The organism is Streptomyces sp. NPDC048514, from assembly GCF_043199955.1.
Taxonomy (GTDB): Bacteria; Actinomycetota; Actinomycetes; order Streptomycetales; family Streptomycetaceae; genus Streptomyces.
On sequence record NZ_JBICWT010000008.1, the window covers coordinates 373,221 to 395,837 of the forward strand.

Sequence of the window (22,617 nt, forward strand, 5' to 3'; positions counted from 1 at the left end):
GATGTCGCAGATGCCCCAGCAGACCGCACTGCCGAAGTGCCCGAGCTGCGCGGAGCCCGTCGAGCCGGGTGACCTCTTCTGCGGAGCGTGCGGTTACGACCTTTCGGTGGTGCCCGCCTCTTCGCAGGACCATCCGGCCCTCACCACGACCGGCCCGGCCGCCCCCGGGGAGGGCACGGGCTGGCCGGCCGCCGAGCCACCGGGTTCCGGCGGCACCCCGCCCGCGGCGCACCTGCCGACCGACCTGCCGGGCACGGACTCGGGCGGCAGGCCGCTGCAGGCCGGGGAACCGGGGGAACCGGCCGCTCCCGGTGTCCGCTTCGACCGGCCCGACGAGCCCGACGAGTACCCGCTGCAGGCACCGGACCCGCGCGCGGCCGCCGACGCCGCCGCGGCCGCACCGGACGGTCCGGCCGCCGATCCGGCACAGGTCTGTGTGGCCTGCCGGGCGGGCCGGGTGGACGACGACGGGTACTGCGAGAACTGCGGGCACGCGCAGCCCCGCGAACGCGACCACATGGAGGAGGAGTCGGGCCCGGTCGCCGCCGTCAGCGACCGGGGCCTGCGCCATCACCGCAACGAGGACGCCTTCACCGTCGGTCACACCACCCTGCCCGACGGCGGCCCCGTCGCGCTCGCCGTCGTGTGCGACGGCGTCTCCTCGGCGACCCGGCCCGACGAGGCCTCGCTGGCCGCCTCCCGGGCGGCCGGTGACGTCCTGCTGGCCGCCCTGCCGCGCGGCACCCACCCGCAGCAGGCCATGCACGAGGCGATCGTCGCCGCCGCGCAGGCCGTCAACGCGCTCGCCGAGGAACCCGCCACGGCCCGCGAGCACGCCCCGCACCAGAACTCCCCCGCGTGCACGATCGTCGGCGCGGTCGTCACCGCCGGGCTGCTGGTCGTCGGCTGGGTCGGCGACAGCCGCGTCTACTGGGTGCCCGCCGACCGCGCCACGCCCCCGGCCCGGCTGACCGAGGACGACTCCTGGGCCGCGCAGATGGTCGCCGCCGGGCTGATGAGCGAGGCCGAGGCGTACGCCGACGAGCGCGCCCACGCGATCACCGGGTGGCTCGGCGCGGACGCCTACGAACTGGAGCCGCACACCGCGTCGTTCAAACCGGACCGGCCGGGTGTCGTGGTGGTGTGCACCGACGGCCTGTGGAACTACGCCGAGACGGCCGGGGAGATGTCCGAGGTGGTACCCGCGGACGCGGCCGTGCGCCCGCTGCACAGCGCCCGCGTGCTGGTCGGTCACGCCCTGGACGGCGGGGGCCACGACAACGTAACAGTGGCGGTCCTGCCGTTCCCGGCGCCGCCGCAGGGGGCAGTATCGGCCTGAGGCCGTACATAACGCCGGAGCGACGGGAAGCAGTGGCGGGCCGGAGGGGACCGGTCCGCCCACATCCACCGCCTCGCGTCAGCGGGGTGCTTTCTAGGGGGAGTCGAGCAAGCATGGCCAATTTCGTGAAGTCGGACGTGCCGCAGTTCTCGGTGGACGTCTACCAGAACGAGTACCTGCCGGACGGCGGCCGTGAGGTCGACGCCATCGTGACGGTGTCGTCGAGGGGCGGGGGCACCGTCGGCAGCGCCGCCGCACCCGTGCACGCACCGGGACAGCCGGCCTCCGCCGCGGTGGCGGTCATGGTCGACTGCTCGGGGTCCATGGACTACCCGCCGGCCAAGATGCGCAACGCCCGGGACGCCACGGCCGCCGCCGTCGACACCCTGCGCGACGGCACCCTCTTCGCGGTGATCGGCGGCACGCACGTGGCCAAGGAGGTCTACCCGGGCGGCGGACGCCTCGCGGTGGCCGACGCCACCACCCGGGAGCAGGCCAAGCAGGCGCTGCGCCGGCTCACCGCGGGCGGAGGCACGGCCATCGGCACCTGGCTGCGGCTCGCCGACCGGCTGCTGTCCTCGGCGGACGTCACCATCCGGCACGGCATCCTGCTGACCGACGGCCGCAACGAACACGAGTCGCCGGGGGACCTGCGGGCCGCGCTGGACGCGTGTGCCGGCCGGTTCACCTGCGACGCCCGGGGCGTGGGCACCGACTGGGAAGTGAAAGAAGTCACAGGGATCGCCTCCGCGCTGCTCGGCACCGCCGACATCGTCGCCGACCCGGCGGGCCTGGCCGCGGACTTCACACGGATGATGGAGTCGGCGATGGGCAAGGAGGTCGCCGACGTCACCCTCAGAGTGTGGACGCCGGTCGGCAGCACCATCAGATTCGTCAAGCAAGTCGCCCCGGCCGTGGCCGACTTGACCGGCCGGCGCACCGAGGCCGGACCGCGCGCCGGGGACTATCCCACCGGGTCCTGGGGCGACGAGTCCCGCGACTACCACCTGTGCGTGGAGGTTCCGCCGGCCGGGCTCGGCCAGGAGATGCTCGCCGCCCGCGTCTCCCTCGTCGTCCCGCAGCCGGACGGCACGGTGCGCAACCTGGGCGCCCAGGGCCTGGTACGGGCCGTCTGGACCGACGACATGGCGGCCTCCACCTCGATCAATCCCCAAGTCGCGCACTACACGGGGCAGGCCGAACTGGCGCAAGCCATCCAGCAAGGTCTCGATCTTCGTAAAGTGGGCGATTTCGATGGAGCAACGGCCAAACTGGGGCGCGCGGTTCAGCTCGCGAGCGCCTCGGGGAACGCGGATACTGCGAAACTGCTTGCGAAGGTGGTGGACGTGGTCGACGCGGCGACAGGTACTGTGCGGTTGAAGACGAGGGTCGCGGAGGCCGATGAGATGACTCTGGAGACCCGGTCCACGAAGACTGTTCGAGTGAAGAAGTGACGCTGCCACACGGCGGCGCATCCAGCCGGACCCTTAGGAGAAGGGGAAGCACCGACATGCCGACCTGCCCGAACGGACACCAGTCGGGTTCCGACGACTGGTGCGAGGTCTGCGGTCACCGCATGGCCGGTGCCGTGCCTCCGCCGCCCCCGCCACCGCCCGCCGGCGGCTACGGCTTCCCGCCGCCGCAGGGCAACCAGCCCGGCGGCCGCCCGCAGGCGCCGGGTGCGCCCGAGGCGGAGCTGTGCCCGCAGTGCCGTACGCCCAGGGAGGGCGGCGCGCCGTTCTGCGAGGAGTGCCGGTGGAACTTCCTCACCAACACGGCCACCTCCTACACGCCGGCCGCTCCGCGTCCGCGGCAGCCCCGCTTCGAGCCGCCGAGCGCGACGTACGGCAGCGGTGACTCGTACGAGTACCAGGGCTCGCGGCCCTCGCAGGTGAACCGGCCCGCCGAGCCGATCCCGTCCTTCGGCAGCGAGCCGTCCGGGCCGACGCCGTTCGGCGGCGACCGCGGCCCGTCCGGCCCGCCCACCTCACCGGGCCCGGGCCCCTCCGCCTTCGGCGGCGAACGACGCCCCTCGCCCCCGCCACCCCCCGCCTTCGGCACCGCCCCGGGCCAGAACCAGGGCCCCGGCGGCGCCCCCTCCGGCTTCGGCGGCCAGGTCCCCGGCCAGGGCCAGAACCCCGGCTCCGGCGGCCCGTCCGGCTTCGGCGGCGGTCCGGGTCAGGGTCCCGGTCAGGGGCAGGGCCCCGGTTCCGGCGGCCCTTCCGGCTTCGGTCAGGGGCAGGGGCCCGGTCCGGGTCAGGGTCCGGGTGCCGGTGGCCCTTCCGGCTTCGGCGGCGGTCCCGGTCAGGGGCAAGGCCCCGGTTCCGGCGGCCCGTCCGGCTTCGGCGGCGGTCCGGGTCAGGGTCCCGGTCAGGGGCAAGGCCCCGGTTCCGGCGGCCCCTCCGGCTTCGGCGGTGGGCCAGGCCAGGGTCCCGGTCAGGGGCAGGGCCCCGGTTCCGGCGGCCCCTCCGGCTTCGGCGAAGGCCGGGGACCGGGTCAGGGGCCGGGCTCCGGTGGCCCCTCCGGCTTCGGCGGTGGGCCGGGCCAGGGCCCCGGTCAGGGGCCCGGTCAGGGGCCTGGTCAACGGCCCGGTTTCGGTGGTGGGCCGGGGCAGGGGGCCGGTGGGCCTTCGGCGCAGCCGCCGTTCGGCCGGGAGCCGTCGGGTCCCGGGGGCCCGGCTCAGCCCGGCCCGTCCCAGGGTCCCGGTGGAGCCCCGCAGGCGTTCCAGCAGGCCGGACCGTCCGCTCCCCCCGCCTTCCCGCGGGAGACCGGCCGGCCCCCGGCCGGCGGCCCCGGCGGACCCTCCTTCGGTGGCCCGTCCTTCGGTGGCGGTGACGACGACTGGGTGATCTCCCCGCCGTCGTCCACCGGCCCCTCCGGGCCCGGCCAGGGACCGGGGCAGGGCCCCGGCGGTCAGGGCGGCGGGTACGGCTACCCGCAGCCCGGTGCCGGCCAGGCCCCGCACGGCGCCGGCTTCCCGCAGGCCCCGCAGCAGCCGGCCACCTGGACCGCGACCATCGGCCCGGACCGCGACTACTTCATGGCGATGATGCAGCGTTCCGGCCCCGAGGCCGCGGGCCTGAACCTGCCCGCGTACTCGCCCGAGCAGCAGCGCACGCTCACCGGCAACCAGATCACCATCGGCCGCCGCCGGCACTCCACCGGCGACACCCCGGACATCGACCTGGCGGTGCCGCCGGAGGACCCGGGCGTCTCGCACCAGCACGCCGTGCTGGTGCAGCAGCCGGACGGCACCTGGGCGGTCGTCGACCAGAACTCGACCAACGGCACCACCGTCAACGGCTCGGACGAACCGATCCAGCCCTTCGTTCCGGTGCCGCTGCGGGACGGCGACCGGGTGCACGTGGGCGCCTGGACGACGATCACCGTCCACCAGGGCTGAGAACGACAGGACAGCGGGCCGGCCCGGAAAGGGCCGATCAGAGACGGCCGGCCGGAGACGGCCGGCCGGAGAGGGCCGGTCAGGCAGGGCCGATCAGGGGAGGGGCCAGAGGTAGGGCCCCTCCGGGTCGTCCAGCCAGGCCCACGCCCGCTCTCCGGCCACCGTGACGCCGTACCGTGCTCGGGCCGGCTCGCCCTCGCGTTCCCACAGCGCGTAGGCCGCCCGCGGTTCGAGGGTGCCCCGGACCAGGGCGAGCATGAAGCGGAACAGGTCCTGCTCCCGGGCCCGGTCCGGCAGCCCGGCCAGGGACACGTCCTCCGGCTCCGCCCGGCCCTCGCCGCGCAGCGGTACGAAGTAGGCGGGCGTCGACAGGAAGCGGCCCTCGGCGTGCTCCGCGTCCCGCACGGTGAGCGCCAGCAGTCCGGTGGCCAGCGGGGTCAGGACGCGGGCGCCGGGGCGGCACTGGGCGAGCCAGGCGCGCGGCACCCTGGGCAGCGCGCAGGTGGCGATGATCCGGTCGAAGGGGGCGCGTTCGGGCACCCCGCGCGCACCGTCGCCGGTGACGACGACCGGCTGGTACCCGGCCGCGGTCAGGTGCTGCCGGGCCGATTCGGTGATCTCCGGTTCCAGGTCGACGGTGGTGACGAGGTCGTCGTCGCCGAGCCGGTGCGCCAGCAGGGCCGCGTTGTATCCCGTGCCGGCGCCGACCTCCAGGATCCGGTCGCCCTCCCCGACCCGCAGGGCGACCAGCATCTGCGCCATCAAGGAGGGCTGGCTGCTGGAGGAGAGCAGTTCGCCGTCGCGCAGCCGGGTGGCCAGCGGCATGTCCTCGTAGGCGCCGCGCACCCAGCGTTCCCGGGCCTCGGGAGCCGGGCTCTCGCGCCAGCGGCGCTCGTAGCCGCCCCGCCCCGAGACGTAGTAGTACGGCACGAACAGGTGCCGGGGCACCGTCGCGAACGCGTCCCGCCAGACCGGTTCCGCCGCCCAGACCCCGTCGGCGTCGATCTCCCGTACGAGCCCGGCCCGCGCCGCGGCGGCCAGGTCGTCGATCTCGGTGTCGTAGGCGCCCATGGGTCCACAGTAGGGGCGGGCCGCCGTATGCGGGTCCTACGCCTTCGGTCCTCGGTCACCCGGTCTGAGACCATGTACAGGTGAATGAGATTCGGCGCGGCACGCTTCAGGAGCAGACCTTCTACGAGCAGGTCGGCGGGGAGGAGACCTTCCGCCGGCTCGTCCACCGTTTCTACGAGGGAGTGGCCGGGGACCCGATCCTGAAGCCGATGTACCCGGAGGAGGACCTCGGTCCGGCCGAGGAGCGGCTGACGCTGTTCCTCATCCAGTACTGGGGCGGCCCCACCACCTACAGCGACAACCGCGGCCACCCCCGGCTGCGCATGCGGCACGCCCCGTTCACCGTGGACCGGGCGGCGCACGACGCCTGGCTGAAGCACATGCGGGCGGCCGTCGACGAGCTCGGCCTGTCCGAGGAGCACGAGCGGACGCTGTGGAACTACCTGACGTACGCGGCCGCTTCGATGGTGAACACCGCCGACTGACGAACCGCCGACCGCCGACCGGGGTTCCGGCACCGCCGGCCGGGCACCGCGGAATCACCCGGCGGTGAGCACCCGGCGTGGACGAGCCGTCAGCGCACGCTGATCCCGAGGGCCCCGAGCCCGGAACGCCGGACGGCGACGGATCCGTACGGCGTACGCAGCCTGAGCCACGCGCCCGAGGAGAAGAGCCCGGTGTCGGCCGGCTCGGTGCCCGGTCGCAGGAAACCCAGGGTCTGTGCCGCGTGCACGGCCCGCACCGGAAGCCGGGTCCGCCCGATCTCCCGGGACCAGATGTCCCGGCCGATCCGGTCCAGCTCCGCCCGGCCGCGCCGCTCGGGCGCCAGCTCCTCCGTGCGCGAGCGGAACTCGGTGACCGCGGCGGCCACGGTCGCCCGCAGCGCGTCCGGGGCCGGAAGCCCGGGCTCGGGCCGCCAGCCGCCGCGCGGCGGCAGCACACCGGCCCACGGCGGACCGGTGACCGGACCCGGCACGGCGGCGGTGGCCGCCTGCTCGTCCACGGACTCCAGGAACTCACCGGCGGAGACGGTGACGTCCAGGGTGAGGTCGAGCCCGTGCTCGTACGGCTTCGCCAGCCGCACCGCGCGGATGGCCAGCACCTCGAAGGACGGCGGCCGTCCGAAGACGGCGAGTGCCGTGCCGGCCGCCTGCAGGCGCACCGCCGCTCCACGGTCGTAGTGGAGCAGCCTGGACAGGAAGGCGGCGAGGTCCGCCGCCTCCGTCTCGTCGCCGAGGTGCAGCACCGTCATACGGCGCCGGCCTGCCCCTCGGCGTCGTCCCCGTACTTCCCGAGGAACTCCCGCTCCTCCGGTGTGATCCGGCGCGGCCGCTGAGTCTCGAAGTCGAACGGGACGACGACCGTCGAGGCCCGCACGTAGACGTGGTCGTCGTCCTTCACCTCGTAGGAGACGATGAAGGACGCGGCCTTGATCTCCCTGACCCACAGCTCGATGTCCACGGGCGTGGGCCGGTGGACGAGCTGCCGCCTGTAGTCGATCTCATGGCGTGCCACCACGGACCCCTGCTTGGATTCCTTGCCCCGCAGGGACAGGAAATCGATGCGCGCCTCCTCCAGATAGCGGAGGAAGATCGCGTTGTTGACATGGCCGTACGCGTCCATGTCCGACCAGCGCAGTGGACAGCGGTAGAGGTGCCGCAAGATCGATCAGCCCCGGGTCAGCTTCTTGTAGGTGGCGCGGTGCGGACGCGCGGCGTCCGCGCCGAGCCGCTCGACCTTGTTCTTCTCGTACGACTCGAAGTTGCCCTCGAACCAGAACCACCGCGACTCGCCCTCGTAGGCGAGGATGTGCGTGGCGACCCGGTCCAGGAACCACCGGTCGTGGGAGACGACGACGGCGCAGCCGGGGAAGTCCAGCAGCGCGTTCTCCAGCGACGACAGGGTCTCGACGTCCAGGTCGTTGGTGGGCTCGTCGAGGAGCAGCAGGTTGCCGCCCTGCTTCAGGGTCAGCGCCAGGTTGAGGCGGTTGCGCTCACCGCCGGAGAGGACGCCGGTCGGCTTCTGCTGGTCCGGGCCCTTGAAGCCGAAGGCGGACACGTACGCCCGGCTCGGCATCTCGACCTGGCCGACGTTGATGTAGTCGAGCCCGTCGGACACGACCTCCCACAGCGTCTTCTTGGGGTCGAGGTTGGCGCGGGTCTGGTCGACGTAGGAGATCTTGACGGTCTCGCCGACCTTGATGTCGCCGGAGTCCGGCGTCTCCAGGCCCTGGATCATCTTGAACAGCGTGGTCTTGCCGGCGCCGTTCGGGCCGATCACGCCGACGATGCCGTTGCGCGGCAGCGTGAAGCTGAGGCCGTCGACCAGGACCTTCTCGCCGAAGGCCTTGTTCAGCTTGTCGACCTCGACGACGACGCTGCCCAGGCGCGGGCCCGGCGGGATCTGGATCTCCTCGAAGTCCAGCTTCCGCATCTTGTCGGCCTCGGCGGCCATCTCCTCGTACCGCGCGAGGCGGGCCTTGGACTTGGCCTGGCGCCCCTTGGCGTTGGAGCGGACCCACTCCAGCTCTTCCTTGAGCCGCTTCTGCCGCTTGGCGTCCTTCTGGCCCTCGACCTTCAGACGGCTGGCCTTGCTCTCCAGGTACTTGGAGTAGTTGCCCTCGTAGCCGTGCAGGCGGCCGCGGTCGACCTCGCAGATCCAGCCGGCGACGTTGTCCAGGAAGTACCGGTCGTGGGTGACGGCGACGACGGTGCCCGGGTACTTGGCCAGGTGCTGCTCCAGCCAGTTCACCGACTCGGCGTCGAGGTGGTTGGTGGGCTCGTCGAGGAGCAGCAGGTCGGGCTGCTCCAGCAGCAGCTTGCAGAGCGCGACGCGGCGCTTCTCGCCACCGGAGAGGTTGACGACGGGCCAGTCGCCGGGCGGGCAGCCCAGCGCGTCCATGGCCTGCTCCAGCTGGGCGTCGAGGTCCCAGGCGTTGGCGTGGTCCAGCTCCTCCTGCAGCTTGCCCATCTCGTCGAGCAGCGCGTCGGAGTAGTCGGTCGCCATCAGCTCGGCGATCTCGTTGAACCGGTCGAGCTTGCCCTTGACCTCGGCGACACCCTCCTGGACGTTCTCCAGGACGGTCTTCTCCTCGTTCAGCGGGGGCTCCTGGAGCAGGATGCCGACGCTGTAACCGGGCGAGAGGAAGGCGTCACCGTTGGACGGCTGCTCCAAGCCCGCCATGATCTTCAGCACGGTCGACTTACCGGCGCCGTTCGGACCGACGACGCCGATCTTCGCCCCCGGCAGGAAGCTCAGGGTGACGTCGTCGAGGATCACCTTGTCGCCGTGCGCTTTGCGCGCCTTGCGCATGGTGTAAATGAACTCAGCCAAGAGAAACCGTCCGGCAGCTTGAAATCTGGCAGTGGGCAGATACACCCCATCTTGCCTGACCGCCAGCCTTGGGTGTTAACCCGTTTGGTCCGGGGGCTCTGACCTGGGGCTTCGCCGCTGCGGACTCCGTCTCACCTGTCACTGCCGGTCGCCATCGGCCGCCCTCGGGCACCCTCGCACGGCCCAGAGACGGCCCAGGAACGATCACTCGTCCTCCGTCTGCCACTCATCGAGCCGGACCCTTACCTGATGGTTGCGTGCGTCGAGCCAGTGGACGACGCCCGTGACGGTGGCCCCGAGGGCCGGCAGCTCCATCCCGAGCGGCACGGCTGTGATCTCAGCCAGCCCATGGCATCGGGCACACCTTCTCTCCACAGGAAGATCCCGAACGGCCGACGGCTCACGACCTTTCCGGCGAGAGCAGGTTTCCCCCGACGAGACGGGGACAGCCCACCCTCGGATCCGATCATCGTCCTCTGTATGACGATCACTCTCACGAACGCGCGCGGGGAGCGTTGCCCGCGGTGTGCGCGCCCGCTGGGTGAGCGCCTGGGCTTCGCCCTCATCCCTGCACTCACACAGGAGGGCGTCCGCGTCGTCGTCAGGCGTCCGTCTGTTCGCGGTTGCGGAGCAGCACCAGGACCGCGCCGCCGATGACGACCAGGCCGATCGCCACGCCCGCGATCAGCGGGGTGATCGCGGAGCCACCGGTCTCGGCCAGGTCGGTGGTGTCCGCGGCGGCGACGCCGCCCACCGTGGCCGGGCTGGGCTGGGTGTGGATCCGGGTGGTCTCGGTCGCGATCGCACCCTGCGTCTTGCAGTCGAGGACACCGGTGAAGCGGTGGCTGAAGCCGTTCGGGCCGGTGATCGTGAAGTCGTACGCCTGGTCCTCCTGGAGCGGAACGGTCACCGTGCGGGAGGCGCCCGCGGCAATCACCTGCTCGGTGCCCAGCAACTCGAAGGTGAACGGCTCGTCGCCCTTGTTCGCCGCGACGACGTCCACTCCGCCCTTGACGCAGTTCTTCCGCGCCGACACCGCCGGTATGGCGCCCTCGGCCGCCCAGGTGGCCGTCGCAGTGGCGGAGACCGTCGACTCGCTGGAACCGGCGAGGATCTGGGTCTGGCTACGGCTGTCGGAGACGAAGGCACGGCCCACGGGCACCGTGGTCGAACCCTGCAGCGTCAGCTGGGCGGTGCCCGCCGCCGCGGTCTCGGGGACGTCGAAGTACAGGCGGCTGCCGTCCTTGGCGGAGGTGAGCACCTTGCCTGTCCTGTCGGTGATCCGCACCCCGCCGCCGGCCGCGTCCGCCGGCGGAGCCACCGTGACGGCCCCCGCGTTGGTGTGCACGGTCACCGGCCCGAGCAGGTCTCCCGACCGGCCGGAGACCGCGGGCGGATCCAGGGTGAGCGAGGCCTGGGGCTCGCCGAGGTTCCGGGCGCTCTTCTGCAGGTAGTCCGCGAGCTTCTCGGCCTGCGGATCGGCGGCGTCGACCTTCGCACCGTCCGAGTAGCGCCAGATGGCCACCTGGGTGCCGGCCGCCGCGTCCTGCTCGGTGAGGGTGCCCGCGCCCGCCCGCCGGGCGAGTGTGGCGAGGTCGTTGACCTGGGGGTAGGAGTTCTGCAGGATCCAACGGATCTTGCCGGCGTTTTCGTTGGCGCCCAGCGACGTGCCCCTCCAGGACGTCTCCTGGTACCGGGCGTCGCGCTGGGTGGGACTGTGGAGGTCCACGCAGTACGTCTGCAGCGTGCCGCCGCCGTCCACCGACATCTCGAACAGCCCCGCGGAGACTCTCTGATCGCCGCCGTCCCCATGGATCACGGCCTCGCCGTAGGTCTTCAGGCCGTTGGTCGTGGCCGTCGCGCCGCCCTGGGTCTGCGACGTCCCGTCGGCCACGGCTGTACCGGCGCCGGACAGCACACCGGCCGCCGCGAGGCCCACCGCGGCGACGGCGGCCAGGCGGGCCGCTCCGGCGGACCGACGCAATCCAGAGAGCGCAGCAAACACAGAATTCCCCTTCGAGCAGGACCCGTTGGACGTGGGGGACGGTCCCACCAGCAGAATCAGCGGCCCCAAGGGGCACGCCCGGCATCCTATGGATCCGGCGGAGCCAGACCGGCCGGTCGGATCATCCGACGGCCGATCCGATCCGTAATCGTTATCGCGAGAGCCGTTCGTGAGCTGGGTGTATCGACAAATCCACCGAGCGCACGGGGTGTTCGAGGGGTTCGCGGAGTTCAAGGAGTCCGAGGGGTCCCAGGTCCCAGCGGCCCTCCGAGGGGTCCGAGGGGTCCGAGGGGTCCGAGGGGTCCGAGGGGTCCGAGAAGTTCGAGGCGGAGTCACCGGCACACCAGGCCGGGAACGGCCACGGGTTGCAAGCCTCGGGCACGTGCCCACACGGGTACGGGCACGGGCACGGTCTGCAAGCTCCGGTCACGGACAGCACGGGTTGCACAGCCAAGGCCGCGGCTACGGGCACGGGTTGCACAGCCAAGGCTGCGGGCACGGGCTCGGGCACGGGTCGTATTCCCTCGCCGCGTCCCCGCCTGCGCCCCTCGGATCGAAGTGGACGGCCGCCCTGACGTCACGTCATCGCCGCTGGCTCCGGACTCGGTTGGGCCGGGCGGCCGTCCGGCGTGTCACCGGGCCGCGGTGTCTCCCAGTTGGGATCCGGGCGGGCCGTCGCGGGTGTCTCCCAGTTCGGCTCCGGGCGGGTCGCCGTCGGTGGTGTCTCCGGTTTGGCCGCGCGGTGGAATACGGCCGTGCCGCGGGCCAGGTCATGGCCGATCGCCACGGCGTCGATGTCGGCCGACGCCCACTGCTGCTGGCCCTCGCGCGCTTCCGTGCGCACCTTCAGCCGGCCCTGGACCACCACGGGCTGGCCCACCTCCACCGACGCCGACACGTTCACAGCCAGCTGGCGGTTGGCCCACACCGTGAAGAAGTTGGTGTGCCCGTCCGTCCAGGCGCTCTTCTCCCGGTCCCAGTAGCGAGCGGTGACCGCCAGCCGGAACCGTGCCGACGGGCCCGCCGGCGACTCCCGGTACACCGGCGGGGTCGCCACGTTGCCCACCACACAGACGATGGTCTCGTTCATGCCCTCGCTCCCCTCCCCCGGCCGGTCCCGGCCGGCCGGGCGGACACACGTACGGGCCCTTCCCGTACGGCTGCGTCTGCCGTGCCGGCGCGTACGACTGCCGTACGCGCCCGCACACCCCGCCGACCGCCGCACACCCGCCCCTCTTCCGGGCGGACCCGCCGTGCGTTCGACGTGGTCACAGACTGCCTCCGCCGGGCCGGGCCCGCTGAAAGCTGTGGACGTCCATGCCATCTGTGGAAAACTCCGCCACCCGCACGAGTGACGCCCCTGCCCGTGCCGCCTCACCCACCCCACGCCGCCCCAGCCACGGCGGCCCGCCTCACCCCACCCCGGCTCCGCTCCGTACGACACGCCCGTACTGCTCGCGCACCTCCCGGTACCTCAGCAGCTCGGCCGCCAGCGGATCGAGGACCCGGGCCCGGCCGCAGCTCCCGGCCGCCTCCCGGAGCCGCCGTTCCGCATCCTGGCCGTAGCGCCGGGCGGGCCCCCGCGCCGCCATCCGGCAGCCCCACTCCACCAGCGGGCCGCCGACGATCCCGCAGATCATCAGCAGCACCGGGACACCCAGGTTGGGGGCCATGACACCGGCGATCTGGCCCGCGAGCCAGGCCCCGCCCACGATCTGCAGCAGCGTCATGGACGCCTGGACCAGCACCGCCATCGGCCACCAGCTCGGCCGGGGCGGACGGCCCGGCGGCAGTCCGGCCCGCGCCGCCAGTTCGTCCAGCGCCTCCGACAACCCGTGCGAGCCGCGTACGGCCGCCTCGCGCACCGCAAGCGCCCACGGGGCGGGCAGCCCGGCCGAGGCCCGGTCGGCGACCGTACGGACCGCCTGTTCCACACGCTGGCGGGCCGTTGCCTCCTCATCGGCCTGGGTGCGCACCGCGATGCGGCCCGTGGGGCGTTCGCCGCGGCCCTGGTACCAGCGCCACAGCCGTAGCCACGGAGTGCCGCAGGCCCGGTTTGCGTTGCGCAGCCAGGCACGCTCGGCCGCCTCGCCGGCCGCCGTGGCGCCCACCGCGTCCGCGAGCCGCGCGGCGAACTCCTCGCGGGCCTCCTCGCTGAGGCCGACCCGCCGCCCGGTGGCGTAGACGGGCTGCAGCTCGGCCGCGGCGGCGTCCAGGTCGGCCCCGACCCGACGGGCCGCGGCGCCACGTTCGGCCACGAATTCACCGAGCGCCTCGCGCAGGTCGGCCACGCCGTCACCGGTGAGCGCGGACAGGGCCAGCACGGTGGCGCCCGGCTCGCCGAACTCGCCGAGGGCGACGCCGTCCTCGTCCAGCAGCCGCCGCAGATCGTCCAGGACCTGGTCGGCGGCTTCCCCGGGCAGCCGGTCGACCTGGTTGAGGACGACGAACATGACCTCCGCGTGCCCGGCCATGGGCCGCAGGTAGCGCTCGTGCAGCACGGCGTCGGCGTACTTCTCGGGGTCCACCACCCAGATCACCGCGTCGACCAGCTTGAGGATCCGGTCGACCTGTTCGCGGTGCTGCACGGCGGCGGAGTCGTGGTCGGGCAGGTCGATCAGGACGAGCCCGCGCAGCTGCGCCTCGGCCTCGGGACTCTGCAGCGGGCGACGGCGCAGCCGGCCGGGGATGCCCAGCCGGTCGATGAGGCCCGCCGCGCCGTCGCTCCAGCTGCACGCGATGGGGGCGGCCGTGGTGGGGCGCCGGACGCCGGTCTCCGAGATGGCCACGCCCGCGAGGGAGTTGAACAGCTGCGACTTGCCGCTACCGGTCGCGCCCGCGATGGCTACGACGGTGTGCTTGCCGGAGAGCTTGCGGCGGGCGGCCGCCTCGTCCAGGACACGGCCCGCCTCGGCGAGGGTGCGGCTCTCCAGGCGGGTGCGGGAGAGCCCGACGAGTTCGCGCAGGGCGTCCAGCCGGGACCTCAGCGAGCCGTCGTACGCCAGCGGGGCGGGATTGTGGCTGCCCGCACCGCGGTTCGGGGCCTCCAGGGCGGTGGTGCGTTCGGCGGCGAGCGCGGCGGCGGCGGCCTCCGTCATGCGCCGGGCGATCAGGCCGTCGTCCCAGGACTCCGCGGATTCAGGGTCCACTTCGTTCGCCTCGCCGTCCCCGGAACGCGATTTCGCCACGTCTTCGGAAGGCCGCGCCTTCGACGCCTCCTCGGCGGGCCGGGTCTTCGGCGACTCCTCGGCGGCCCGGGACGTCGGCGACTCCTCGACCGCGCGGGGCTTCGGTGACGCCTCCGCACGCGACTTCGGCGCCGCCTCAGCAGGGCGCGACTTCGACGGCTCCTCGGCAGAGCGGGCCTTCGGTGCCTCGTTGGCGGGGCGGGCCTTCGGCGCTGTCTCGGCTGGGCGCGACATCGATGCGTCCTCGGTGGGCCGGGACTTGTGTGTGTCCTCGGTGGGCCGGGACTTCTGTGCGTCCTCGGTGAGGTGGGACTCCGGCACGTCTCCGGTGGGGCGGCGCTTCAGCAGCTCGACGGGTTTGCCGGGCACCAACGGGTCCTCCACGGCACCCGCCGCCGGCGCCTCCTCGACCGGGCCCGGCTTCCGCGTGTCCTCCGCGCGACCAGGCTCACCCGCGTCCTCGTCGGGACGGGGCTCCGGCGCACCCTCGGCGGGCAGAAGCCTCGGTACGTCGTCGACGGAACGAGACCTGAGCACGTCTTCGACCGGACGAGACTCCGGTACCTCCTCGACGGGACGAGGCTTCATCACCTCCTCGACGAGGCGGGGCTGCGGGGCGTCCTCGGTGAGGCGGGGCTTCAGCAGCTCGACGGGTTTGCCGGGCACCAACGGGTCCTCCACGGCATCCGCCGCCGGCGCCTCCTCGACCGGACCGGGCTTCCGCGCGTCCTCGACGGCACCGCGCGTCCACCCGTCCTCGACGGGCACGGGGCTCGACGCGTCCTCGACGGGGCGTGGCGCTCGTGTGAGGTCGTCGGGGACCGGCATTCCCGTGGAGCCCTCGGGGCTGGGCGTCCCCGTGAGGTGTTCGGGGGGAGACGTCGTCACGCCGAGGCTGTCGGGGCGAGGCGTTCCCGTGAGGCTGTCGGGGCGGGGCGTCCCCGTGAGGCTGTCGGGGCGGGGCGCCCCCGTGAGGCTGTCGGGGCGGGGTGTTCCCATCAGGCTGTCGGGGCGGGGGCGGAATCTCAATTCGTCCTCGGCGGGCAGGTCCCGCAGCAGGTCCTCGAGCGAGCGGGACCTCAGCACGTTGTCGGCGGGACGGGCCTTCCGCGTGTCCTCGAAGGGACGGAGCGCCAGCGCGTCCTCGGCCTGGGGCGGTTTCTGCGTGTCCTCGGTGTTGCGGGGCTTCGGCGTGTGAAGGCGCGCGCTCATACCGGCGTCGCCGCTCAGGCCTCGCTCCGGCCAGCCCTGATGCACACTCCCGTCCGGCACGGGTACGTGCTGCTCGTCCCCTGCGCGCAGCGGCTTCTCGCCCCGCACGCACGCGTGCCTCTCGTCCTCGCGGGCGAGCTTCCCGTCTGCGCGCGTGGGCCCCTCGTCACCCACGCGCGCGTGCCGCTCGTGGGCATGCTCCGCGTCCGCGCCCAGCGACTCGTCTCCTCGCGACTCCGACACCCGAACCCCCGGTCCACTGTCCGCGCCCTCGTCGGTCACGTCCCTCGCGCGCGCGTGCCGTACCCGCTGCACGTTGTCGCCCGTACCCACGCCGTCACCGGCACCGGCGGCCTCCACGCGCGGCCCCCGTGAGCCGTCGGCCTGCTCGCCGGGTCCCGTGAGCCCCGGGCCGAGGTGTTCGGCAAGCTGCGCGGGCCGCCCGGGCCCTCTGTCGCCGCCCTGCTCCATGCGTCCCATGTGGTCGATGTCGCTGCCGCGCTCTCTGCGCCCCGAGTGGTCGGTTTCGCTGCCGCGCTCTCTGCGTCCCATGTGGTCGATGTGATCCGTGTGGTCCTGGTCAGTGACGGCGGTCACCGGTCACCTCTCCTTCTGCAGTAGCGACAGCGCCGCGATGAGTTCGGCCTGGGGCTCGGGGTGGACGTCCAGGGCATCGAGCGGGGCGAGGCGCCGCTCGCGTTCGGCGAGCATCACGCGGTCCACGTGCTCGTTGAGCAGCCGTCCGGCCCGGTCCCGCAACCTGAGTGCGCCGTGGGCGCTGAGCCGTTCGGCGAGGCCCTCACCCGCGTTGCGGGCCCGGCGCCCGCCCAGCAGCGCGGTGGCGACCAGAGCCGAGACGGCCTCGGAGTCGGGCGCGGCCGTACGCTCCAGGACGCGCACCTCGTCCTCGGCGTACTCCTCCAGCTCGCGCCGCCAGCGCCGTACGGCGAGACCGATGCGGTGCTCGGCGCTCTCCAGGGAGGCCCCACGACCGGCGAGCTGCGGGGCTGCCGCGGCGGGCTCGCGCCGCCAGATCTCGTCGACCCGTTCGTCGGCCGCGGTGACGGAGCACAGCAGCAGCGCGGCCAGGCTCTCCACGAGGGCGTCGAGCAGCTCGCCGGCGGTGCAGTCCAGCGGGAAGGCACGCCAACGCTTCAGGGCGTCCCCGGCGAGGACGGCACCGGATTGGAGGCGGCCGCGCACGCGCGCGTGTTCGGCGTCGTAGGCGGACTCCACGGCGGAGGTGAGCCGGAGTGCGGCCGCGTACTGGGCGGCCGCGGCAGCCGCCAGCTCGGGCATCCGGGCCTTGAGCGAATTGAGGACCCCATGGGCCGTGCGGGCGATGACCTGCTGCCGGGCACCGGTGTCCTGGGCGTGGTGCACGAGCCAGCTGCGCAGGGCCGCGACGGCGGTGCTGGGCAACAGGCCGGCGCCCCAGGCCGACTCGGGCAGCTCGGGCACGGTGAAGCGCGGTACGTCGCCGAGCCCGGCCTTGGTGAGCAGGGCGCCGTACTGCCGGGAGACCTCGGAGACGACCTGGTGGGGGACCCGGTCCAGGACGGTGACGAGGGTGACGTCGTACTCCTTGGCGGTGCGCAGCAGATGCCAGGGCACGGCGTCGGCGTAGCGGGCGGCCGTCGTGACCATCACCCAGATGTCCGCGGCGCAGATCAGTTCGGCGGCGAGGACACGGTTGTCGGCGATCAGGGAGTCGATGTCGGGGGCGTCCAGCAGGGCGAGCCCGCGCGGGACGGAGTCGGCGGTCTCCACGCGCAGCACCCGCCCGTGGGTGTCGCCGGGGACCATGAGGTCGTCCACCGGGTCCTGGTGGGGTGTCCACACGCGCGTGAGATCGGGTAGCACGCGCACGCCGCTGAACCAGTGATGATCCTCCGGATGGCAGACGAGGACCGGGGTCCGGGTCGTCGGCCGGAGCACGCCCGCCTCGCTCACCCGCCGGCCGACGACGGAGTTGACCAGCGTCGACTTGCCGGCGCCGGTGGAGCCGCCGATGACGGCCAGCAGCGGCGCCTCGGGGTGTCGCAGCCGGGGTAGCAGGTAGTCGTCGAGCTGTGCGAGGAGTTCGTCGCGGTTGGCACGCGCGCGTGGGGCCCCGGCCAGGGGCAGCGGAAAGCGTGCGGCGGCGACACGGTCGCGCAGAGCGGAAAGTGTGTCGAGCAGCTGAGGCCGTACGTCCAAGGTCACCACATGCGAAGAATGCCCAATTTTAGGGGAATTCTGAAGCATATAGATATGTCTGCGTGCCGACGGGTCAGATCAGGCAGAAGGGACGACCGGGACACGGGCCCAGTCCAGGCATAACAAGTGCACAACACCCGGTGCGCCAGGCGTCAAAAGCGATGCACGATTCGTACCTGCCTGCGATTATCAGGACCGCTTCACCGAACCTCCACATCGAGCCACGGAGGCGAAGCGACAGGGGCAAGGAACAGGGAGCCCTATCCTTGTCCCCGGCAGCGTCACGGATCAGCCCGTCCAGGGCACCGGGTACGAAGCCGGCCACCAGGCCCCCGTAGCTCAGTGGATAGAGCAGGCGCCTTCTAAGCGCTTGGCCGCAGGTTCGAGTCCTGCCGGGGGCGCCCACACCCAGCCCTCCCCTTCGGGAGGGCTTTTTGCTGGTCAGAGGCGGTTTCACTCGACACGGCCCAGCCCTGGGCACCGCCTTGCTGATCAAGTGAGCGATCCGGGGCCGTCCGGCTGTCACCGGGTTTTCGCGGGTGGCCGTGCCGCATAGGTGTCGAAGTTACCGGGGGCCGGCCGGGCGGATCAGCCACCGCCGGCGGGCTCGTGGAGGTCCCCGGCAGCTTCCAGCCGCCGCCTGAGATCGGGCGGCTGGCCGTCGACGCACCGCTCGTAAGTGGCCAGGAGCACCGCGACACTGCTCCCGGCCCACTCCGCCACCTGAGCGGGCGGAAACCCGCCGTTGAGCCACTTCGTCGACCGCGTGTTCGGTTGCCGTACACACGCCGCCCGGTCGGCGACTCGAAGACGTGCGACGGCAACACGGCCTTGCGGGCCCTGCGCCAAGCCCGGCGGATGACGGAGCCGGCCAGGATTCCGCCGGTCTCGCCTCGAAAGAGAAGATCACCCGGTTGGAGCTGCTCGTCGAGGATGTGCCGCCACAGGATGCGCGTCGAAGCGGGATGACCCGGCACCGTACGCGTCTCTCCCTCGGCACGGCCTTTCAGGTCGCGCCGTTCGCGAATCTCCCCCGTGTCGGTCCACTGCTCGGTGTACGTGGTCTTCCAGGCACCCTTGCAGCACGGAATGACCACGGCCATCCGGTCGGTCGCTGGTCGTGTGCTGGTGGATCAGCGCGGCCCGGGGGCTGCTGTGCCCCGACCGCGTCATCAACTCCCGCGTCCTGGCTCCGGCCGTCAAGTCGCCTGCTCCGCGGGCGGATCCGTCGGCCGAGCCGTGCGTGCGGCCTCTCCGGGCCGGTCCCGCCCCGGCCGGCCGGCTACATAGCTCAACGACGTGAACCTCTGGCCGCCTTGATCTCGACCGAGAACGAGGCACACCGGGCGATGCTGGCGCTGATCTTGAATGACTCGGGAGTAACCCGTCTAACCGTCGCGTAGACCAGAACCAAGATCCCGACAATAACTCCGCCTGCTAGTGCAGTCGCCACAAACGCTACTGTGGGCACGCGAAACCGACCCCTTCCGGGTGCGGTCCGGGTGCGCTACATCACGGACAGGTTCGACGAGCCACGTACGCGCGAATCTGAGGTTTTCCGGGGAGCCATGATACATAAGCTACCCGTCCGGGAGACCGATGATCCGCCAGGGTGATGGATACCAGGGCGGTTCGAATCCGTACACCTCGACACCCTCAGGAACACGGTCATCAGGGCGGACGGGATTCACCCGGCCAGGATGGACGATGATCGGCTTTCCAGTGCGCCTCATGAGGCCGTATCCAGCGGCGTAGATCATCACCGGAGTCTGGATCATGAAGGTGCGCCGACATTTGCCGCAGCTCGCGAAGTCCCCTCGTGGGAGGTCGTCACGTAGTCTCGCCAGTTCAGCTGGGTCGTGTTCCCTTGGTGAAAGCGTGTACGGTCCCGTAACCCTCGGGGGCGGGGTAGGCACGCGATCCCCTGGGCCGTGGGTGCCGACCAGTCCCAGAGTCCCCTCCCAGGCCTCTTCACCGTGTGTGCCGCTTTCGACCAGGGCCTCGTACTCCATTGCCGCCATGGCGAGACGTTCCCTGACCACTTGCTCACGTGTCAGGTGCTCCCCTACTCGCCATTCCCAGGATTTCCCCCTTACGGGGTAGATCGCAGCAAGCAACCGTCCATCGTGAGGGCAACGGGCCTCTGCCTGTGCGGCAAGTTTCTTGCGGTTATCAGCGATGTACTTGAGTGCTGCACTCTGCACTTCGAGCCACTCGCCAGCGGTTTGTTTCGCCATGATGCCATCATGCCGCCGGCAGGGCCTTCGGCTCCGGGAGACAGGGACCACAGCGTGATGGGTGGTTCGAGAGGCTGATGTGGGGGGAGCCCCGTCTGGCCCCGTCCCGACAGGTCCTTACGCGTTGAGGTACCACCCCGGAGACGTGGACGACGCCGGCTCGGCGCAGCCATCGCGTACCGGCCGCCGTTGCCGTCTCGCGGCAGCACCAGGCCGTACGTGTCGGCCTACCTGCGGCGCCGGATGTACCAACCCGCCACCAGCACGATGAGGATGCTGACCACGAAGGCCCACACCGTGACGGCGCCGTGATACGAGCGGTAGGCAACGAGAGCATGCATGCTCTGACGGATACCCAGGACCGGTCAGCGCAGGCGGAGGCGACACGGCTCAGCCCCGGGCACCCCCTTGGTGACGGGCCGCTCCGCCAACTGGGCGGGCGGGATGGCGTCGTTGGGCCTTCCACGCCGGCAGGCGACTTCGGAGGTGGCGAGCCGCCCCCCTCCGAGGTCCGTCTCATGGCTTCCGTTCGGCCGCGTGCTCCGGTTCCCGCTTCTCAGCGCAGTTGCTCGGCCAGTCCGACGATGATGCCCTCCGGGCCGCGGAGGTAGCAGAGCAGATAGCTGTCCTCGAACCGGGCGATCTCGCCGACGAGTTCGGCGCCATGAGGGCGCAGGCGGGCAACGGTGTCCTCGATGTCGTCGACGGCGAACATGACGCGGTGCGTGCCCACGATGTTGTGCGGCCGGTTGCGCGGCCCGGCGCTGATCACCGCGGGGCTGCGGTACTTCGCCAGCTCCAGCCGGCTGTGGCCGTCCGGGGTCCGGACCATCGCGATGTCACAGCGGACGCCGTCGAGGCCGGTGCACTGGTCGGCGAAGAGGCCCTCGACCTCCCCCCTGCCCTCCAGCTCCATGCCGAGTTCCACGAAGAACGCGATGGCGGCATCCATGTCCTCGACGACGATGCCGACGTTGTCCATCCGCTGAATCGCCATGCTGGTCTCTCCTTCTTCCTCGCGCGGCCGGTGGTGGCCGCTGACGTCCCTGGGACGGAGCCGGTGGCACGTTCTCGACATCCGCGGGATGCCGGACCCCGAAGATTCTGGGCCATGCCCAGGACCGGATTCATCCTGCGATGGTCGGCGAGCTGCCGCGCCCAGGGCTGCGGTGCGCGGGCTGTCACCCGTTCGCGTTCGCCGGGTCGGGCGCCGGGCGGTGGGGTGCGGGGCCCTTCTGCGCGTACGCCAGAGCGGCGCTGTCCCGGCCGGTCAGGTTCGCCAGTCCGGCCGTCGAGCGGAGGCGACCAGACGGCGGGCGTACACCGACCGGATGCCGGGTGTCCATGCCGACCGTCGCTGGTAGGCGAAGATGACCGCGAAAAGCGTCACGCCGATGTCCCAGCCTCCACCGGCGGCCTCTGGTCCCAGCCTCCACCGGCGGCCTCTGGTCCCAGCCTCCACCGGCGGCCTCCGGTTCCCAGCCCCCACCGGCGGCCTCCGGTTCCCGGCCTCGCCGGCGGCCTTCGGGTGTCTGTTCGTCCTCACTCGGCCGGAAGCGAGTGGGTACGTCCTCGGCGAGCAGCGCGGACGCGTGCGGAGCGGCATTACAGTCTTGTCGAAACCGCCGGAACCGGCGTGGGGGGAGAGACCGCGTGCGACTTCGCTGTGTGGTGCTGGACGACTTCCAGGGCGTGGCCACCACGATGGCCGACTGGTCGGTGATCGAGGACGAGGTCGAGGTCGTCGCACTGCGCGAGCACCTGGACGGCGAGGACGCACTCGCCGCGGCCCTCGCCGACTACGACATCGTCGTCACCCTGCGCGAACGCGTCCCCTTCCCCGGCTCCTTGATCGCCCGCCTCCCCCGTCTGCGGCTGCTCATCGCCTCCGGCATGCGCAACAGCGTCATCGACCTCGCCGCCGCCGAGGCGCACGGGGTCACCGTGTGCGGTACGGCGAGTTCGGGCACGCCGCCGGTCGAGCTGACCTGGGCGCTGCTGCTGGGCCTGGCCCGCGGGATCGTCCAGGAGAGCAACACGCTGCGGGCCGGCGGGCCCTGGCAGTCCACGGTCGGCGCCGACCTGCACGGCAGCCGGCTGGGGCTGCTCGGACTGGGCAGGATCGGCGGCAGCGTGGCCAGGGTGGGACTCGCCTTCGGCATGCGGGTGAGCGCCTGGAGCCGGCACCTCACCAAGGAGCGCGCCGAGGAAGTGGGCGTCGAACTCGCCTCTTCCAAAGAGGAGTTGCTCTCCGAGAGCGACTTCTTCTCCGTCCACCTGGCGCTCGGCGACCGCACCCGGGGCCTCGTCGGTGCCGCCGAACTGGCGCTGATGAGGCCGAGCGCCTATCTGATCAACACCTCCCGCGCGGCCATCGTGGACCAGGACGCCCTGCTGGCCGCGCTGCACGCGGGGCGGATCGCGGGTGCCGGCGTCGACGTCTTCGACGTCGAGCCGCTGCCCGCCGGCCATCCGATGCGCACGGCCCCCCGCCTCCTCGCCACGCCCCACCTCGGCTACGTCTCGCACGCCAACTACACGACGTACTACCGCCAGGCGGTGGAGAACATCCAGGCCTACCTGGCCGGCTCCCCGGTACGACGACTGCCCTGACCCCCACCTGTCGGAGG

General features: G+C 72.3%; 16 protein-coding genes and 1 tRNA gene. 6 read left to right on the plus strand and 11 right to left on the minus strand.

All coding sequences use genetic code 11. The annotated features are described in order from the left end of the window. Position 1: 1 nt before the first annotated feature. From ACGFT2_RS20125 to ACGFT2_RS20135, 3 genes are all read left to right on the plus strand, one after another. Positions 2 to 1,339 (plus strand): PP2C family serine/threonine-protein phosphatase, encoded by a 1,338-nt coding sequence (locus tag ACGFT2_RS20125; protein ID WP_393279868.1) that lies wholly within the window; start codon positions 2 to 4, stop codon positions 1,337 to 1,339. 113 nt (positions 1,340 to 1,452) lie between these two features. Beyond that, positions 1,453 to 2,793: a VWA domain-containing protein gene (locus ACGFT2_RS20130; RefSeq protein WP_393279870.1), complete on the plus strand. Its 1,341-nt coding sequence runs from the start codon at positions 1,453 to 1,455 to the stop codon at positions 2,791 to 2,793. Positions 2,794 to 2,849: 56 nt separating this feature from the next. Then, a complete protein-coding gene (locus ACGFT2_RS20135) occupies positions 2,850 to 4,742 on the plus strand; it encodes an FHA domain-containing protein (protein ID WP_393279873.1) in 1,893 nt (630 codons plus the stop codon). Positions 4,743 to 4,835: 93 nt separating this feature from the next. Here ACGFT2_RS20135 and ACGFT2_RS20140 read toward each other — a convergent pair whose 3' ends face one another. Beyond that, positions 4,836 to 5,813, minus strand: a complete 978-nt coding sequence (locus ACGFT2_RS20140) for a methyltransferase domain-containing protein (protein WP_393279877.1) — start codon at positions 5,811 to 5,813, stop codon at positions 4,836 to 4,838. 80 nt (positions 5,814 to 5,893) lie between these two features. On the opposite strand from ACGFT2_RS20140, the gene ACGFT2_RS20145 reads away from it, so the two are divergent. Beyond that, positions 5,894 to 6,298 carry a globin gene (locus tag ACGFT2_RS20145; RefSeq protein WP_393279879.1) on the plus strand — a complete coding sequence of 135 codons (405 nt, stop codon included), beginning with the start codon at positions 5,894 to 5,896 and terminating at the stop codon, positions 6,296 to 6,298. Between the two features lie 89 nt (positions 6,299 to 6,387). On the opposite strand, the gene ACGFT2_RS20150 is transcribed toward ACGFT2_RS20145, so the two are convergent. The 8 genes from ACGFT2_RS20150 to ACGFT2_RS20185 form a co-directional block, all read right to left on the minus strand. Beyond that, positions 6,388 to 7,065 carry a hypothetical protein gene (locus ACGFT2_RS20150; RefSeq protein WP_393279882.1) on the minus strand — a complete coding sequence of 226 codons (678 nt, stop codon included), beginning with the start codon at positions 7,063 to 7,065 and terminating at the stop codon, positions 6,388 to 6,390. Next, entirely contained in the window at positions 7,062 to 7,475 is a 414-nt protein-coding gene (locus ACGFT2_RS20155; RefSeq protein WP_393279884.1) for an acyl-CoA thioesterase, read from the minus strand. The genes ACGFT2_RS20150 and ACGFT2_RS20155 overlap by 4 nt, the downstream gene beginning before the upstream one ends. Positions 7,476 to 7,481: 6 nt before the next feature. Beyond that, positions 7,482 to 9,146, minus strand: a complete 1,665-nt coding sequence (ettA, locus tag ACGFT2_RS20160) for an energy-dependent translational throttle protein EttA (RefSeq protein ID WP_393279886.1) — start codon at positions 9,144 to 9,146, stop codon at positions 7,482 to 7,484. 204 nt (positions 9,147 to 9,350) lie between these two features. Beyond that, a complete protein-coding gene (locus ACGFT2_RS20165) occupies positions 9,351 to 9,473 on the minus strand; it encodes a hypothetical protein (protein ID WP_393279888.1) in 123 nt (40 codons plus the stop codon). A gap of 274 nt (positions 9,474 to 9,747) precedes the next feature. Then, the gene (locus ACGFT2_RS20170) at positions 9,748 to 11,130 is read right to left on the minus strand and encodes a Cys-Gln thioester bond-forming surface protein (protein WP_393279890.1); all 1,383 of its coding nucleotides are present in this window, start codon (positions 11,128 to 11,130) and stop codon (positions 9,748 to 9,750) included. A 598-nt stretch (positions 11,131 to 11,728) separates the two neighbouring features. Further along, a complete protein-coding gene (locus ACGFT2_RS20175) occupies positions 11,729 to 12,241 on the minus strand; it encodes a single-stranded DNA-binding protein (RefSeq protein WP_393279893.1) in 513 nt (170 codons plus the stop codon). A gap of 322 nt (positions 12,242 to 12,563) precedes the next feature. Then, on the minus strand, positions 12,564 to 14,573 hold the full coding sequence (locus ACGFT2_RS20180) for a GTPase (RefSeq protein WP_393280054.1): 2,010 nt from the start codon (positions 14,571 to 14,573) through the stop codon (positions 12,564 to 12,566). A gap of 1,578 nt (positions 14,574 to 16,151) precedes the next feature. Next, the gene (locus tag ACGFT2_RS20185) at positions 16,152 to 17,759 is read right to left on the minus strand and encodes a dynamin family protein (RefSeq protein ID WP_393279895.1); all 1,608 of its coding nucleotides are present in this window, start codon (positions 17,757 to 17,759) and stop codon (positions 16,152 to 16,154) included. Positions 17,760 to 18,078: 319 nt separating this feature from the next. Here ACGFT2_RS20185 and ACGFT2_RS20190 point away from each other — a divergent pair. Further along, a tRNA-Arg gene (locus ACGFT2_RS20190) sits at positions 18,079 to 18,151 on the plus strand. 1,179 nt (positions 18,152 to 19,330) lie between these two features. Here ACGFT2_RS20190 and ACGFT2_RS20195 read toward each other — a convergent pair. Together ACGFT2_RS20195 and ACGFT2_RS20200 are read right to left on the minus strand one after the other, a co-directional pair. After that, positions 19,331 to 19,987 carry a hypothetical protein gene (locus ACGFT2_RS20195; protein ID WP_393279897.1) on the minus strand — a complete coding sequence of 219 codons (657 nt, stop codon included), beginning with the start codon at positions 19,985 to 19,987 and terminating at the stop codon, positions 19,331 to 19,333. Between the two features lie 556 nt (positions 19,988 to 20,543). After that, entirely contained in the window at positions 20,544 to 20,984 is a 441-nt protein-coding gene (locus ACGFT2_RS20200) for a VOC family protein (protein WP_393279900.1), read from the minus strand. 656 nt (positions 20,985 to 21,640) lie between these two features. Between ACGFT2_RS20200 and ACGFT2_RS20205 the strand changes: the two genes are divergently transcribed. Then, complete coding sequence (locus ACGFT2_RS20205) at positions 21,641 to 22,600, plus strand: D-2-hydroxyacid dehydrogenase family protein (RefSeq protein WP_393279902.1); 960 nt, start codon at positions 21,641 to 21,643, stop codon at positions 22,598 to 22,600. The last annotated feature ends 17 nt before the right edge of the window (positions 22,601 to 22,617 follow it).